The sequence below is a fragment of the Corynebacterium minutissimum genome (assembly GCF_016889765.1).
GTDB lineage: Bacteria > Actinomycetota > Actinomycetes > Mycobacteriales > Mycobacteriaceae > Corynebacterium > Corynebacterium minutissimum_B.
This window is the reverse complement of record NZ_CP069533.1, coordinates 1279358-1296052: the sequence shown is the minus strand read 5'-3', so window position 1 is coordinate 1296052 and position 16695 is coordinate 1279358. Positions and strand designations below refer to the sequence as shown.

General features: G+C 61.2%; 12 protein-coding genes. 2 read left to right on the top strand and 10 right to left on the bottom strand.

Annotation, left to right across the window (positions count from 1 at the left end):
- Window positions 1–255: 255 nt before the first annotated feature.
- From I6J26_RS05925 to I6J26_RS05880, 10 genes are all read right to left on the bottom strand, one after another.
- A complete protein-coding gene (locus tag I6J26_RS05925) occupies window positions 256–1440 on the bottom strand; it encodes an N-acetylmuramoyl-L-alanine amidase (RefSeq protein WP_115020855.1) in 1185 nt (394 codons plus the stop codon).
- A 66-nt stretch (window positions 1441–1506) separates the two neighbouring features.
- On the bottom strand, window positions 1507–1830 hold the full coding sequence (gene trxA / locus I6J26_RS05920) for a thioredoxin (RefSeq protein ID WP_070669482.1): 324 nt from the start codon (window positions 1828–1830) through the stop codon (window positions 1507–1509).
- Between the two features lie 7 nt (window positions 1831–1837).
- A complete protein-coding gene (trxB, locus tag I6J26_RS05915; RefSeq protein WP_115020852.1) occupies window positions 1838–2764 on the bottom strand; it encodes a thioredoxin-disulfide reductase in 927 nt (308 codons plus the stop codon).
- A gap of 53 nt (window positions 2765–2817) precedes the next feature.
- Entirely contained in the window at window positions 2818–3360 is a 543-nt protein-coding gene (locus tag I6J26_RS05910) for a sigma-70 family RNA polymerase sigma factor (RefSeq protein ID WP_115020850.1), read from the bottom strand.
- A 150-nt stretch (window positions 3361–3510) separates the two neighbouring features.
- Entirely contained in the window at window positions 3511–6021 is a 2511-nt protein-coding gene (gene pepN / locus I6J26_RS05905) for an aminopeptidase N (RefSeq protein WP_115020848.1), read from the bottom strand.
- A 43-nt stretch (window positions 6022–6064) separates the two neighbouring features.
- Window positions 6065–7777: an ATP-binding protein gene (locus I6J26_RS05900; protein WP_181815317.1), complete on the bottom strand. Its 1713-nt coding sequence runs from the start codon at window positions 7775–7777 to the stop codon at window positions 6065–6067.
- 268 nt (window positions 7778–8045) lie between these two features.
- Window positions 8046–8417 (bottom strand): YceI family protein, encoded by a 372-nt coding sequence (locus I6J26_RS05895; protein ID WP_115020844.1) that lies wholly within the window; start codon window positions 8415–8417, stop codon window positions 8046–8048.
- A 149-nt stretch (window positions 8418–8566) separates the two neighbouring features.
- Complete coding sequence (gene murJ, locus I6J26_RS05890; RefSeq protein ID WP_115020842.1) at window positions 8567–11809, bottom strand: murein biosynthesis integral membrane protein MurJ; 3243 nt, start codon at window positions 11807–11809, stop codon at window positions 8567–8569.
- Between the two features lie 8 nt (window positions 11810–11817).
- On the bottom strand, window positions 11818–14004 hold the full coding sequence (locus tag I6J26_RS05885) for a hypothetical protein (RefSeq protein WP_115020840.1): 2187 nt from the start codon (window positions 14002–14004) through the stop codon (window positions 11818–11820).
- A complete protein-coding gene (locus I6J26_RS05880; protein ID WP_115020838.1) occupies window positions 14001–14603 on the bottom strand; it encodes an NUDIX hydrolase in 603 nt (200 codons plus the stop codon). The genes I6J26_RS05885 and I6J26_RS05880 overlap by 4 nt, the downstream gene beginning before the upstream one ends.
- A 28-nt stretch (window positions 14604–14631) precedes the next feature.
- On the opposite strand from I6J26_RS05880, the gene I6J26_RS05875 reads away from it, so the two are divergent.
- Together I6J26_RS05875 and I6J26_RS05870 are read left to right on the top strand one after the other, a co-directional pair.
- Window positions 14632–16065: a CCA tRNA nucleotidyltransferase gene (locus tag I6J26_RS05875; protein ID WP_115020836.1), complete on the top strand. Its 1434-nt coding sequence runs from the start codon at window positions 14632–14634 to the stop codon at window positions 16063–16065.
- 2 nt (window positions 16066–16067) lie between these two features.
- On the top strand, window positions 16068–16667 hold the full coding sequence (locus I6J26_RS05870; RefSeq protein ID WP_115020834.1) for a YqgE/AlgH family protein: 600 nt from the start codon (window positions 16068–16070) through the stop codon (window positions 16665–16667).
- Window positions 16668–16695 lie beyond the last annotated feature (28 nt).

The window sequence follows — 16695 nt, the reverse complement described above, 5'->3', positions numbered from 1 at the left end:
TAAAATCTATCCCACACTTGCTCTGATCGCATATGTTTTGTTGTCCATCGGAGATGGAGAAAGCTGGCGCCGCAAGTTGACACTGCTGATGGCGGACTTTCCAACCATCGAAGGCATAAGTCCTGAGAAAGATATGGGGTTCCCCGCTGAGTGGGGCGAGTTAGATATTTGGAATGGCGGAGAGCCAGAACAGTAGAGACCTATATTGTGCAGGAATTCTTGTTTTTGTGGAGCCACGTACCGTTGCCCCACTTCTTACGAGGATTGCTCTGCGCGCAGGAGTTCGTCGAAACGGTACGTGCCGGTCACGGCGGTGTCGTCATCGAGGAGATACAGGCGCTTGACGGCAACGACGATGGCCTCGGCGATGTCATCGCGGCAATCCGGGTTGGTGAGGATAGCCACGTCCTTGGGGCTGGTGAGGTATCCCAGCACCACCTGTACGACAGGCATTTGCGTCAAGCGCAGCAGTGCCCACGTGCGACCGTGGTTGCGGCAATTTCCCAGCTCAGTGCGTGCAACGATCTCACGCTGGATGAAACCGGAGAGTGTCTCGCCAATGAGCGAAGAGTTGCCAGACTCCGAGCCGAAGTAGAAGGTGGCCACGCCGTTGGCTTTCTCCGTAGGGTACTCATCGCAGGCGAGGGAGATGACAAAGTCGGCGTCGAAGGCGTTAGCCAGTCCAGCGCGGTCGCGCACGGAGGGATCGTCGGTACGCGGGCGGGAGATGATGGTCTCCATGCCGGCGGCAATCATGCGGCCGGCAACGCGCTCAGCGAGATCCCAGAGGATCTCCTCCTCCGTGATGTCGCCATAACGGCCTTTGACCGTGCGGCCGGTGTTGAAGCCGCCGAGGCTCGGGTCGATGACCACGCGCTTGCCGGCCAGCTTCGGGCCGGCGTTGCGCACGCGCTCACGCTCTTGAATGTTGTGCGCCGAACCACCAGTGATGCGACGGCCCAAGAGGCTTAGTGCATTAATGGTGGCTGGGCCGCAAATACCGTCACTACGCAGGCCACAGTTGAGCTGGTACTCCGCCAAAGCGGCGTAGGTAGCCGGCCCAAAATGGCCATCTATGCGTTCCTGGTAAAAACCGAGTTCCTGCAGTTGTTCCTGAAGTTGGGAGACATCATCGCCTACCTGCAGGTTGCCCGGCTCGTAGGCCAGAACGCGGGCACCCAAGGAATATGAGGCTTGGCGCAGTTCGCGCAGCGTTAGCTCATCGATATCACCGCTGGGCACAATACCGCGTGACTGTTGGAAAGCCTTGAGGACTTGGGAGAGGTCTGCGTCGAAGTGCTTATCGGCTTCGGAGTACTTCTGCTTCTTCCAGTCGGACAACGTCCCCTGGTAGTCCGACATAAGACCGAGGCGGGCAAGGGTTGCGCGTGCTTCGGCGACCCGAACACTCTGGTCACCAACCCGTAGAACGCGGTTCACACCTACCCCTTTCGTGATCAAGGTGGGCGCACCTTGGTGCGCCGTCAACGAGTTAAAGAATACCAGTTAGAGCTGTTTCTTCACTTGTGCCACGATGTCAGCCTTGGAACGCAGGCCAACGAACTCATCCACCTTCTCGCCGTTGTTGAAAATCAGCACGGACGGGATGGACATGATCTGGAACATGGCACCCAGGGTGCGTTCTTCGTCCACGTTGACCTTGACCACGGAGACGTCATCGCCCAACTCTTCGGCGACTTCTTCGAGGATCGGGGACAGCTTCTTGCACGGCCCACACCATTCGGCCCAGAAATCAACGACGACGGGTTTGCCTGCCTCCACGACGTCCGCGCGGAAGGAATCAGTAGTGACGTTCTTAATGTTGCTCATGTGATTACTAACGGTTATCGGCGAGGAAATGTTCCGCATCGATGGCCGCGCGGCAGCCGGAGCCCGCGGCGGTGATGGCCTGCTGGTAGTGGTCATCCACGAGGTCACCACAGGCGAAGACACCCGGCAGCGAGGTCTTGGTGGAAGGCTGCTCCACCACAACGTAGCCAGCCTCGTTGGTCTCTACTTGGCCTTCCAGGAAGCCCGAGCGCGGCTCGTGGCCAATGGCCACGAACATCGCGGTGACATCGAGCTCGCTGGTCTCACCAGTCAGTACATTCTTAACCTCAAGGCCACCGACCTTGCCGTCCTTCTCCAGGACGCGCTCTACGGTGGTGTTGGTCAGCCACTTAATCTGCTCGTTGTCCTTGGCGCGCTCCAGCATGATCTTGGAGGCGCGGAAGTTCTCCGAGCGGTGAATAATAGTGACGGTTTCGGCGAACTTGGTGAGGAAGGTGGCCTCCTCCATGGCGGAATCACCACCACCGACGACGGCAATGTTGTGGCCCTTGAAGAAGAAACCATCGCAGGTGGCACATGCGGAGACACCGCGGCCAGCCAGCTCGGATTCGCCCGGAATGCCCAGGTAGCGCGGGGCGGCACCGGTGGCCAGGATGACCGAGCGGGCTTCAAAGACTTCGTCGCCCACGTGCAACTTCTTCACGTCACCGTCGAGCTCGACGGAGTCCACAACTTCCATGCGCAGGTCTGCACCGAATCGGATAGCCTGGGCGCGCATTTCCTCCATGAGCTCTGGGCCCATGATGCCCTTCTGGAAGCCCGGATAGTTCTCCACCTCGGTGGTGTTCATGAGCTCGCCGCCGTATTCAAAACCTTCGAAAACGATGGGGTTGAGCTCAGCACGCGCAGCGTAGAGGGCTGCGGTGTAGCCGGCGGGGCCGGAGCCGACGATGGCAACATCGTGGATAGTCACTAAAAACTCCCTTGAGACGACAATTTAATTTAAGACTCAGATTCTACTCGCCCTCAGTCTATCGCCGCACGCAGCACTTGCCGAGCCCGGGCTCGGCGCGACTTCACCGTGCCTGGTGCAACGCCCTGCACTTTGGCCACCGTATCGATGGGATAGCCGGCGACATCAGTCAGGTATAGCGCTTCGCGCTGGTCCTCGCGTAAGGTCTGCATGGCTTGGGCCACCGTGATGCGTTCCGCCAGGTGCTCGCTGGGATTGTGCGCGAGCGCGTAATTGCGGTCATCGTCAATAATTTCTGCATCTAGCGAGGCATTTTCCCGGTTGGAGCGGTGGTTGAGGAAGTCATAGCCGGAGTTCATCACCAGGCGGTGCAGCCATGTGCTCAGTGCGGCATCGTGCCGGTAGGACTTCATATTGCAGCTGGCCTTGAGCAGCGCCTCCTGCACGATGTCCTGCGCATCATCATCGTTGCGGGTATAGCGCCGCGCCATGGCGGTCAGGCGCGCGCGGTGCTTCTCGACGATTGCCGAAAAGGCCTTGGTATCTCCGCCAATAAAGGCGTCGACGAGTTCACGATCGGTCGGCTGTGCTGACAAGAAGAATCCCCCCGGAAACTACAGATGACAAACGGGTCACCACAGTCCCCAGCTAAAGCCGATGGTTAGTGATTGTCCCCCCGTTAATGTGTCTGCGAGTCTACGGGAAGATTCTTCTGTCCGCTACGCGAAGCGTCTAATGTGCCGTGCTTACTGCGCGGTACGCACGCGCGCCGCGCGGCGCAGGGCGTCCTGGCATTCCAGCAGCACGCGGCGCAGTGCGCGCGGACGTTCTTTGCTCAGGAATTCGCTGGTGGCGGCGTTGGCCATGGCGAGATCCGGGTAGAGCCCGCGCACCAGGCGGTTGGCAATCTCGATGGGGTGTTCCTCCCAGAGCTTCGCCAGAGAATCGAAATACTCCTGAGCAAAGGCCTCGGTGAGGTGGGCTGAGCGCGGGGCGTTGAAGGCTGCGAGGAGGGAATCCACCTCGGCGTTGGAGTACTTACCCGGCGTGCGCACGAGGTCGAAAACCTCCCGTTTGACCTCCGCCGACGGGAAGGCGTGGGAGGCGCCTAAATATGCGGCGGCACCGGTGAGCGTGTTATCGCGCTCCTTTTCAGCTTCCAGCTCCTCGGTGCTGACGGCGTCGCGGGCGGCGAGTGCGCGGAGGATGGCCCAGCGGATATCCGGGTCGAGGGCGAGGCCGTCCAAGGAGCCGTCGAGAAGCGCGCGCAGGCGCTGCGTGCCGGATTCCTCCAGGGTGGCGGCCAGGGCCTGGATGGCGGCGCGGGCGAAAGTGAGCTGCGCGTCGGAACCAGCCGGGGCGTGCTGCAGCACCTCCCACAGCCGCTCGGCATAATCGGCGCGAATCTCCTCGCGTACTTCCTGGCCAACGAAGTGGTCGATGGCATAGCCTGCATTGGCAAAGGCCGTGGTCAGAAGCGTCGGGTTGGACTCCGCCGGGGCGTGGTTGAGCACGGTGTCCAGGTAGGAGCGCACCGGCCACTCGCCATCGCGGGTGAGGTTCCACAAAGAAGTCCAGATGACCGCGCGGGAGAGCTCATCCGGAACTTCAGACAGGCGCGTGCGGATGGTCTTCAAGGAGGTCTCGTCGAAGCGGACCTTGGCGTAGGTGTGGTCGCCGTCGTTAAGCAGCAGCAACGCCGGTGCCTGAAGCCCAGAAGCCTCGTCGAGGATGGTGCGCTCGCCTTCCAGATCGACGTCGAGGGTGGCGTACTTGTTCAGGGAGTCATCGAAGAGCGTCACGTTGAGGCGGTGCGGGCGTGTGGTGTCCTCCGCCTCCACCGTGATGGCGAGCTCGTGAATCTTATCGCCGTCCGTGTGCAGCTCCGGGGTGAGCGTATCCGGGCCCCACGTGCGCAGCCACGCGGTAGACCAGGCGTTGAGGTCGCGGTCGGTGTGCTTTCTCAACGCCTTGAGAAGGTCGTCGAAGGTGGCGGCACCGAAGGCGTGCTCCTGGAAGTAATCGCGCGCGCCGGCGTAGAAGTTCTCGCGTCCCACGTAGTGCACCAGCTGCTTGAGCACCGCAGCACCCTTGGCATAAGTGATGCCATCGAAATTCTGGCGCGCGGCGTCCACGTCTGGAATCTCGGCTTTGATCGGGTGTGTGGTGGGCAACTGATCCTGAAGGTAGGCCCAGTTCTTGCGCTGGCCAGCGAAGTTGACCCACGCCTCGGTGTACTCGGTGGCATGCACCGAGGAATCCGCACCCATGAATTCCGCGAAGGATTCCTTGAGCCACAGGTCATCCCACCACTGCGGGGTGACCAGGTCACCGAACCACATGTGGGACATCTCGTGCAGGATCGTATTCGTGCGCCCGGCATGCTGCGCGCGGGTGGCGGCGGAACGGAAGAGGTAATGCTCCGTAAAGGTCACCAGGCCGGGGTTCTCCATCGCGCCCAGGTTGTACTCCGGCACGAAGATGGAATCGTACTTGCCCCACGGGTAGGGATAGCCATAGTTGTTGTGGAAGAAGTCCATGCCTTGTGCGGTGACCTGCAGGATCTCATCATCCAGGTAGTCGGCCATGGAGGCGCGGGCGAAGGCGCGCAGTTCCACGCTGAGGGATCCATCGGGTGCGGTCCACGTGCTGTGCTTCTCGACGTACGGCCCCGCCGCAAACGCCGTCAAGTACGTCGACAGCAACGGGGTCGGCGCGAAGTGCGCTACGTCCCCGCTATCCGTCTTCTCGCGGCCAACCTCCGGCTGGTTGCTGAGGAGCTGCCAGCCTTCCGGACCGGTGAGGTGTACCTCGTAGCTGGCCTTGAGGTCTGGCTGGTCAAAGCAGGGAAAGATGCGGCGCGCGTCAGATGGCTCCAGGTGCGAGTAGAGGTAGGTTGTGCCATCGGCCTGGTCGTGCATGCGGTGCAGGCCCTGGCCGGTGCGGGAGTAATAAGAGGAGCCGGTGATCTCCACGGTGAGCTCCTCCCCCACTGGAAGATTGCTCAGATAAACCCGGCCGCCGTCGAAGGTGTTCTCCACCTCTTTGCCGTTAACGCGCACTGAGTGGACGGCCTTACCCAGGAAATCCACGAAGGTTTCGGGCTCGGTGGTGGTGAAGCTAATGCGCGAGGTGACCTCGTAAGAGTCGGCGTCGGTGGGCGCGTTCGTGACGTCAAGGTGCAGCTCGTAGGTGCTCAAACGCAGCGCGGCGCTGCGGGCGGTGGCTTCTGCATGGGTGAGGTTTGCGGTAGTCATGCGCTACATCTTAAACTCCGCTGCGGTGCGTATCACAGGGCGGTCAGGAAAGAACCCACCGCGTGTTGGGCCCGCGCTGTGGGCCATCAGGATCGATGCGCGCTTGGCCTATAGTCCGCAGGTGGCGCAGTATTCCCGTGACAATTGCCCGGTCTACTCCCAGTTCTTCGGCGACTTCGCGCGTGGTCAGTGCAGCTCCTTCTTTGAGTTGAGCCAGGATCCAATCCTGAACGGAGGTCGCTGCAATGTGTCCTTCTATGTGAAGCCCCATCAGCGATCGGGCCTTTGTGGTAAGTATCCACTCTCGCGCTTCCCGTAGTTGTTCTACGAAACCGAGGCTCTCATACCACCGAAGGGTATCCGCAGCCTGATCTTCGCTGACTTGCATGAGTTGGGCAGCAGTGTGGCACAGCAGGATCTGGTTGTCCTTAAGGTGACGGGCAATGATGAGGCCATTGGCGCTGTCGAAAGGCTCAGCGCCGAAAGCACCTTTGAGTTCGGTCAAGGCCTTAACAAACGCGGTGTCAACGCGCCCAGAGGACAAAATAACTTCGACGAAGGATTCCTCGGCGCGAAGCTCCGGAATATGGCGACCACTCGACAGCATGGATGCCCACATGCGGTCGAATCCACGGGAGGATTCCTCTGCTAACCCCAGCATCCTTAACGCCGTCATAAGGCGGGGATTTCGGGGAATGGATTGTGTTGTGAGAACTCGATCGCGTTGTACACCTGTGGGAAGACCACCAGGAGACCATACAGAGAAGGCTATGGGAGATTGGTCGATGACTACTGCAGCCGACGCGTCCCAGTCGCGATGGGCTAAGGCATTAGAGACAAGCTCGTCGACAGCGGTGTCTGGGAAAGCCTTGATCGATACTTCTTGACCCGTGGCAAGGGCGATGCGCTCCACTTCTTGCTGGGCATTGACTCGAATTAGCTCTTTCAACCGCAAGTATGTGGTGATGAGGGGTGCAGAGATTTCCGTTGTTCTCGGCTCACCGCCAGGTACAAGACGGAGGAGGTGTCGAACTGTAACCTGCTGGGATACCGGAGGCATGAAGAGGATTTCGGCCGCGTATGTGGGGTTTTGTGAGCCATCCAGCAACCCTAGTTCCCCTAAGAGTTCGCGGGCTGTTGCGGGAACAGGTTCTTGGGAACCGGACATTGCCCTCGCTTGGGCTAGGAGGTGTCGGGCCTGATCGACGGCCGTCATATCGAGTTCCTCAAGTCCTCGCCGGGAGGGGTGAGAGGTGTAATCCGGGTTGGCGCGTTCAAAAAAGAGTGCGCGGCGTTGATGCTCGGTGAGTGGTACGCAGCGAGTGCCAACTCGCTTGCTTGCCTGTCCCTTTGGGCGCTGATACAGCGTGATGCCACGGGGAACGCGCAAAACAATCAGCCGGGCTCCACACCACTCCAGCTCATCTGCTTCGACGTGGATGTTGGGTTGTGTTCCTTCGAAGATTTTTCTTATGAGCCAGTCCAATCCGCGCTGGGTGCCTGTAAATGCCTCTGGTCCAGACTTCTTGTCTGCGACTCCAAGCACAATGAAAGCGTTCCCGTTATCGGCATTGGAAAAGCACACGGCTTCATCGATGAGGAATTCAATAAGGGATGCGTCTGGGTTTCGATTTCGCGGGTGGACGGCGGGATCCTCTTTAAAATCGAGAATTTCGGATTCCAGGCTATCGGCGGTTGCGCCGGCTTCAATCGAGCGCAGTGCCTGGATGATGAAGTCGAGTTCGTCCTCTCTCATGGCCCCGTAGTGTATCAGAGTTGTTTCAAACAACTCCGCAACAACTAATAAACAACTATTGGCTAATATGGCGGCTTCTGACACAGAATCACTCCGAAACATGCAGGCCATAGCGTTATACAAGTTGTTTGGGAGTTGTTTCAGAGTTGTTTATTACTCCATTGATGTGCCTCTAATTGTTAAAAAGTTGTTGCCCGCAGTGCCGAAATGGGCACTATGGGCAACAACTTAGAACTACTTCCTACGGGCAAGTTCCGCGCTCTATGGCTTACTGCTTGATGGCAGAAACCTCGAGCTCAATCTTGATCTCCTCGGAGACCAGTACGCCGCCGGTCTTCAGCGGGGCGTTGAAGTCAATGCCGAAGTCGGTGCGGTTAATAGAGGTCTTGGCCTCGAAGCCCAGGCGGGTGTTGCCGAAGGGATCCTCGGCCACGCCGGCCTCTTCTACCTTGAAGTCAACGGACTTGGTGGTGTCCTTGATGGTGAGGTCACCAGTAACGGTGCCCTCGCCCTGCTCGTTAACGTCGAAGGTGGTCGCGGTGAAGTTGCCGCGCACCTTGGTGATCATGGCGTGGCGGGCAACGAAGCCGATGGTGGTGTGCGTCGGGTCCAGTGCGTACGTTCCTGCAGTGATAGTCATAGGTTCCTCAGTTCTCTATGTTGTTGACGCGACAGCAAAAATTTTACGCTCCTTCTCTCACCTGTCAAGGAAAAAGAGCGCAAGAACTACACAACCCCAGACCTGCAGGTTTCGGGCTCCAGGTCTGGGGAAGTGCGTGAGGCGGAGTGTTAGTTCGTCGGGATACCTACCAGGGTGGCCTCCTTCAGCGTGACGGAACCGGACTTGGGCAGGTCAGTGAACATGATGAGGGCGCCGTCGAAAGCCACCGGCTTCTCCTTGAGCTCGATGTCTTGGCGTGCGCTCGTCAGGGTGCCGTGTGCGAGTTCGGTCAGCGTCGAGGACTTGGGATTCTTCGGATCGAAATCCTCAGTCTTGACGCCATAGACCACGTACTTCGCGCCGATGGAATCCTTCTGTTCCAGCGGCAGGACGTGCAGCTGCGTGGGCTTATCAATGCTAAGCAATAGGCCAGCATCGGTGTCCTTGGTGGTCCAGGAACCGTCCACATTCTTGCCCTCCGGAACCGAGGTGCTCTTTACGTCCTTGAAGAGCACAGCTGGCACGTTGGGGAATGTGGTTTCATCAGAGGCTTCGCTCTTGGTGACTACCGGAGAGGTTTGTTCATCGGCGACCTGAGAGAGAATCCATACGCTCAGCGCGGCCATGGCCACAACGAAGACGGTTGCCAGCACGCCCAGGACGATGGTGCCTGAGCCTGAGTAGCCGCGGCCACCGAAGCCCGGGGCCGGGGTCGGATCCTCCTTGCGTGGGGATTCTTCCACGGGGACCTGCAGGGTTTCCTCGCCGTCGTCGCCATCGCCGGCGAAGGCCGATAGGCGGTGGGCGATGTCCTCCAAGTCGGCATCCTCCCCCGCCTCAGCATCGCTGGCGATGTCCTGGAGTACTTCTGGGGTGGGCGTGGTGGACTCCACCAGCAGGGAGATGGCAGAGGCCAGTGCGGAACGGTCGGTCTCTTCATCGTTGCTCTGCAGAACCGCCGGGAAGGCCAAGGTGGCCACGCCCTCGGTGGAGATGCGGATACGGTTGCGGTTCTCAATGCCCAGTACCTGGCCCGCGGCATGCGCCGCGGCGGTTGTACGAACCAGCGGTGCCAAGGCATGGGCCACGGCGCGGGGATCAAGGTCCTCGTCTTCGGAGACCGTCTTGAGCGAGGTGCCCTTGACCCAGTCCGCGACGACAAGGCAGCCCTGGCGGTAGGACAGGATGTCGATGTTGGTGGCTACGGCGTCGAGTTCCATTTCCGCTAGGCGGCGGGTAGCGCGGGAGACCTCTGCCGAGCGGCGAGCTGCCACGGCCGGGGTGGCCGGCGCCATGGGTGCTTCGCCTGTCGTGTCGACGAAAGTGAGGGATACAACGCGGCCGGTAGCCTGCTCGCGGGCCTTCCAGAAGCGGGTGCCTGGGGCAGAGCCGTAGTCCTTGAGGAGGCGGAAGCGGCCATCCGACACCGGTGCGCCTGGCACCAAGCGCGGGCCGCGTACGATACCGGCGGACATGGGCGGCGGAACAGGAGAGGAGTTGAAGGCGTCCACACTGAAGATGGGCTGGAACTCCAGCTGCTCCGGTTCCTCGACCTCGATGGCCTCGGCGTTCTCGATCTTGATGAAGCGAGACATGCCGGGGATGCGCTGCAGTTGGCGGCCCAAGTTGATGACCTCCGGCAGGCCGGAACGCGAGAGCACGATGCCGGTCACGATGACGAAGACGATGCCGACCACAATCAAGCGAATCAGGTTCACCACGGCAGGCAGCGAGGCCGGCAGCACAAGGTTCAGCGCCCAGTTGAGGGCGTAGACCACGATGAGGCCTACGACTGAGGAGAGCACCGACCAGATGGTGGTGGCAATGACAGCGCGGCCACCCAAGCTGCCGAGCTTGCGCTTGAGCAGGAAGCCACCAATGACAGCACCGGCCACAAAGCCGAAGCCGTTCGCCGTACCCAGCAGGATGACGACGCGCTCCGGGGAGTCCGCCACCTGCGGGGCCAGTAGGGAGAGCACGACCTTGGTCAACGTGATGCCAGCGATGATAAACGTCGGCGTCCAGGCTTCCTCGCGGGCATAGAACACGCGCAGGTGTAGCAGCACGAGGGCGTATGGGATGAGGGTAAAGGCAGAGAAGCTCAGCGTGAGGCCGAGTACCTCGGCCGCCTTGGCGTTGAAGGCACCGTATTGGAAGAGGCCGCGGGCGATCGGGATGCCGAATCCCGTCATGAAGATGACGATGGGGATCAGAGCGATGAACGTCAGCTTCGTGCCCAGCGTGAGGTCACGGACCACGGCTTTGACGTCGCCGTCGGCAGCGTTGCGGGAGAGCCGCGGCATGATCGCGGTGAGCAGGGTAACGCCGATGACGCCATAGGGCACCTGCAGGAGAAGCCATGCCTGCTGGTAGATAAACGGGGCACCGTCGTCTGCATGTGCGGCCACGCGGGACGTAATCACATACCCCAATTGGGAAATGGCCACGTAGGCCACAATGGCTAACGCCATGCCACCGAACTGTTTGAGCCTGTCATCCAGGCCCCAGAGCGGCTTGAGGTTGATGCCCGCCTTCTTGAGATACGGGAACAAAATGAGGCATTGCACCACCACGCCGGCGGTTGTGCCGAGGGATAGAAGGAGCACGTGGCCATCGGTAATCGGAGAAGGCGCGTCGGGATGCAAACTGCCCGGTACCAGCTGATAAGCCACGAGCACCGAGATGGAAATGAGGTTGTTGACCACCGGCGCCCACGCGCCCGGTCCAAAGATGTTCTTGGTATTGAGCACTGCTTGGAAGAGCGCGAAGAGCCCGTAGAAGAAGATCTGCGGCAGCAAAAGATAGGCAAAAGAAGTGGCCTGGATGGCGTTGACCTCGCCGTCCTCCGGCAGCATCATGCGCGTGATCTGCGGTGCAAAGATACACGACAGCACCGTAATCGTGGCCAACAGTGAGAAGGCCAGCGTGAAGAGGCGCCGGACAAAGTCCTCGCCGCGGTCGGCGTCTTCCTTCTCAGCGCGTACCAGCACGGGCACCACGAGCGAGGTCAACACCGCGCCCAACACGATTTCCGTGATGAGGTTCGGCAGCTGGTTCGCCGTGCCGAAGGCAGAAGAAATGGCGGGGCCCAGAGTAGAGCCGATGAGCACCATGCGGATGAAACCCGTAATACGGGAAATCATCGTCGCAATGGCCATAGAGCCCGTGGCACGCACGACGGCGCCGTCGGAGTTAGCCTCCCCAGAGGCCTCGCTGGCGTTGGCCTGCGCCTCTCCTTTCAGTCCCGAGCGGTCCTCTTGCTCGTCGTCGACAGCGACAACGCCACGTGGCGCACGTTTTTCCGGGACCGGTGCCGGCGGCGAGGGCGTGACAATGCGTCGACGGGCACCAGACAAAGGTTCATGTGTCATAGAGAAAACTATCCGTGAGTGTTCTTTTTCTTCCGCTTACCCAGCCGGAACAGTGCGGCTAGGACGAGAACGAGCGCGGCGGCGATGCCGGCTCCATAGACGCTAACGATACCGGCCCGCGTCTGCACGGTGATATCGATAGGATCCGAAATCAGGTGCCCATCGGGATCGGTGGGCACACTGGGCGTTGCCAGCCACAGTCGCAGGGACGTACGGTCGGCGTCGCTGGGCAGGTCAGCGGTCATGGACACGGTAATGGATCCCTTGGCCGGGATGTGAACCGAGTCTGGTGTGTTGAGTGTAGAACCGTCAGGGGCGTCGTAGGCCAGGTGGGCGTCGACAGGCAGCGGCAGCCCATTCTCCGCCACGATGAGTAGCGGTGAGGACTCCGAGACACGCGTGTAGACATTGCCTGGCGGGATCAGTGAGACCGAGGCGCGCAGCTCACGCAGCGTATCTGCGTTCTTCTCCAAGCGTGTGCGGCTGCCCTCCACCGCCGGGCGGAAGCCGCGCAGGCTGGTGCGGCCGGTATCACTCAGCACGGCGAGGAGGTCTCGGCGCAGCGGCACCGTGAATTGGTAGCGCGTCATGGCGATGCCGGGGTCGTTGACCATGATGGACATGAGCTCATCCGTGTAGCGTGATTGTTGCCTGACCTGCGTGATTTCCGCGTCGTGGAAGGCCGCAGGGTTGGTATACGGGCTACCAGGCTCGCCCTCGCTGGTCTCCATCGGCAGTGAGGTGACGGGCCGCGGCGTCATGTGCCCTGAGTCCAGCAAACGCTGCGCGGCTTCCACCACGGCGCGTGCGGCGGCGGGATCCTGGTAGTTCGGCAGCTTGGCCACCACACCGTCGCGCTCACCTTCACTGGCCTGCTCCGCTTCGTGTGCCGCCACGCTTATCGACGCCCCCGCCGTCAGCGCCCTTGCCTGCTCCGAGTCCTCTGCAAAGTCATAGCGCAGTTCCGGGTTGGAATAGCCCGTCGTCTGCGGGTACGCCCCGGTTTGGGCAAGCAGGGCGCCCAGGGAGGCGTCGAACGTCACTGCTTCCCCAGCCCACGCGGAGTTATCCGCAAGAAGAAACGGCACGGTGAATTTATGCTCACTCGTGCCCGCGGCTGGTGCGGTGAGCGTCGTGTTGAGAGGAGCTCCCAGCACCCGCTCGACGGTCTCCTGGCCCTTCTCCACGGCCTCATGCGTGAGCCACTCATTGCCCACGCGAGCCACGGCATCCGTATTGGCATTGGCCCACGGAAGAAGCATGCGGCAATCCACACTCTTGAGCTTTTCCAGCCAAGCGGCAGCGTCTTCGGAGCCGGTTCCCGGTTCACCGCGATCCGAATCAGAACCGGAGAACCAAGAATCACGTAAGCGCTTCGGGCGCTGCGCGATGGAAGGCCGGGTCTCGTGGACGGTGTAGCCGGAGGCGATGCGGTCGGCGGCGTCGACAAGCGCCGGGTCCACCGCCACACACCCGGAACCGTGCAGATCGTGCTCCAGGTAGGCGTCGAGCAACTGGTCCAAACGCCCACCCGGTGCCATCTGCTGCGGCAGATGCTCGCTTTCCAGAATGAGATCCTGGCCGCCCGTATCACCCGGCACCACGTCAACCTGTGCGGTGAGTGGATAAATAAGGGAAAAGGCGCGAGGTTTCTCTGGGGCTTCCCGGTCTCCCTGAAAATCCAGGATCGTCCGCTCCTCCGCAAAGCTCGCCGCCTGGCCATCACGAGTGCCGGTCAGGGTAAAGAGCAGCGGGTACGCGCCGGGTTCCGTAATGGCGAGCGTGGAATCCTCCCCCAATGCCGTAGGTACGGCAACGGTGACGTCGCGACTCTCCCCTGGCTTGAGCTCGCCGGCCGTGATGGAGGGGCCATAATAAGGAAAGGAACCCGCAGCCAGCTCTTGGCGGGCCTGCGTGGTCGAGCCCACCGCATCGCTGCGTCGGGTTGTCACCTGCAGGTTGTCCACTGCGCTGTCGGTTGGGTTATGGATACGCAGCGTGACCTCACCGGTCTCCCCTACGCGCGTCTCGGTGGCGCTGAGCAGGCTGAGCTCCAGCTCATCAGGGCCTCGGGAGCCCAGCCAATACTGCGAATCCGCCAGGCTGTCGTCGGGGGTTTCTGCCTGTGCCACCGGTGCGAGGCCCCCGAGCGCTAGCGCCGCAGCCAGCGCTATGCGCCACCCTTGCCGGCTCACCGTGGGGTCGCCTTTCCTGCGGCGGCTTCCTTTCGCGCGAGATCCGGCAGGAGGTCATGGGCAATGCGCGCGAGTTTGCGCTCGTCCGCATAGGCAAGGTGCTCGATGAGCTCAGAGACGGGAATCCAGGAGACCTCGGTGACCTCCGGGTCCTCATCATTCATGATGCCGTCCTCAAAGCGCAGCAGATGATGGTGCACGGTTTTGTGAATACGGACGCCATCGGAGACGAACCAATAATCAATCATGCCCAGGTCGGCGAAGACCTTGCCGTGGATTCCGGTCTCTTCCCACACCTCGCGTTCGGCGGTGAGCTCCTTGGGCTCGTCATTTTCCACGTGGCCCTTCGGCATGGACCACAGCAGGCGGCCGCGACGATCCAGCCGGCCAATGAGCGCGACATAAATCTGGGAGAGGTCCACGTTGCCGTCCTCACCCACGGCCTCGGCCAATCCAGACACGACAAGACCGCCCGCAGACGTCTCATCCCGCGTGGTCATGCGGTTGGTGGACGTGCGCTGCGGGCGTCCCGAGCGGCGGTTCCGGTTACCCGAGCCCCGTCGGCGACGGCGCTTGGGTCCTGGCGTGTTCTTAGTCATCCCTGCTAATCGTAGTAGACTTCGATCCGTGAATTTTCAGGACACTCAGCTAATCGGCGTTCTCGCCCGCGCAGACGCCTCCCTCAACCAGCTCAGTGGCCTCCTCCAGGGGCTGGTGGATCGCTTTGCGCTTCACGACGCCCCCCTCTACCTCGTCGGCGGCTCCGTCCGCGACGCACTCCTAGGCCGCCTGGGCAACGACCTCGACTTCACTACCCCGGCTCGCCCGGACGTGGTCTACTCCATCCTCGAGGAATGGGCAGAGACCGTCTGGGACACCGGCATCGACTACGGGACCGTCTCCGCTGCGTATAAGGGCCAGCAGATCGAGATCACCACTTTCCGCTCCGACAGCTACGACGGTGATTCCCGCAACCCCGAGGTCGTGTACGGCGATACCCTCGAAGGCGATCTCGTGCGACGCGATTTCACGGTCAATGCCATGGCTATTGAGCTGCGACCCGACGGTACCCGTGAGTTCCACGACCCGATGGGAGGCCTCAAGCACCTGGCGGACCGCATCCTCGATACCCCGGACGCGCCTGAGATTTCTTTCCACGACGATCCCCTCCGCATGCTCCGCGCGGCACGATTCGCGGCGCAGGTCGAGTTTGACGTCGCCAAGCGCGTGCGCGACGCCATGACCGACATGGCTGGCGAAATCCAGCGCATTACCGTGGAGCGCGTGCAGGTCGAGCTCAACAAACTTATCTGTGGCACCGCGCCGTGGAAGGGCATTGACCTGCTCGTGGAGACTGGCATTGCGGATTACATCTTCCCGGAGATTCCGGCCCTGCGCATGGCTCCCGACGAGCATGCACAGCACAAGGACGTGTATGCCCACTCGCTCACCGTGCTGCGCCAGGCCATGGAGCAGGAGGAAGACGGTCCCGATCTCATTCTTCGGTGGGCCGCCCTGCTGCACGACATTGGCAAGCCCGATACCCGAGACACTACCGACGGCAAGGTGAGCTTCCACCACCACGAGGTCGTGGGCGCGAAGCTTACCCGCAAGCGCCTGCGCAAGCTGAAGTTCCCCAAGGCCGTAACGGAGGACATCGGCCAGCTGGTGTACCTGCACATGCGTTTCCATGGTTTCGGTGATGGCCAGTGGACTGACTCCGCTGTGCGCCGCTATGTCACCGATGCCGGGGATTTGCTTCCGCGCCTGCACAAGCTGGTGCGCGCCGACTGCACCACCCGCAACGCACGTAAGGCCCGCCGCCTTCAGCGTACCTATGATGAGCTGGAGGAACGCATCGCGGATATCGCGGCGAAGGAAGATCTCGCCCGCGTGCGCCCTGACCTTGATGGCAACGAGATCATGGAGATCCTCGGTCTCCAGCCCGGCCCGGAAGTGGGCCAGGCGTGGTCCTACCTCAAGGAGCTTCGCCTCGAAGAAGGTCCTCTGGAGCGCGACGTTGCTATTGCGAAGCTGCGCGAGTGGTGGAATTCTAGATAGGGATGTACGCAGATAGACTCTTCAACGCCCTCGAGCGCAACGACCCAGCCCCTGGCCAGCTGCTTGTTGCTGCTCCCGATATCCTCGTGCCGCACTACAACCGCTCCGTTGTCCTCATCACGGAGCAACATGCTGGTCGCACGTATGGTGTGGACCTGACCAAGCGCTCCGAGATGGCCGTCTTTAACGTCATGCCGGAGTGGTTACCTGTGGTGGCCAAACCTCAGGCCCTCTACATCGGTGGCCCGCATAATCAGCAGGCAGCCATTGGTGTGGCCATGACGCGCCAAGGCGTGGACATTGAGAAGCAGCCTTCGCTGAGCCGTCTCGCTCCGCGTGTGGCGCTTGTTGATTTGCGCGTGGGCCCCGATGCCGTGATCGAACTGGTTGACGGCATGCGGCTCTTCGTCGGTCGTTTCGAGTGGGGCCCCGGCGAGCTCGATGAGGAAATCGATCGCGGCGAGTGGTACGTTGCCCCCGCCCTTCCCCAAGACGTGGTGTCTTCTGGCTCGACCGACACATGGTCGGACGTCATGAAGCGCCAGGCCATGCCGTTGCCGCTCTTTTCTACCTTCCCGCGCTACATCGACGAAGATAATTAGGCCCTCGCAACGCACCGTGAACTAACAT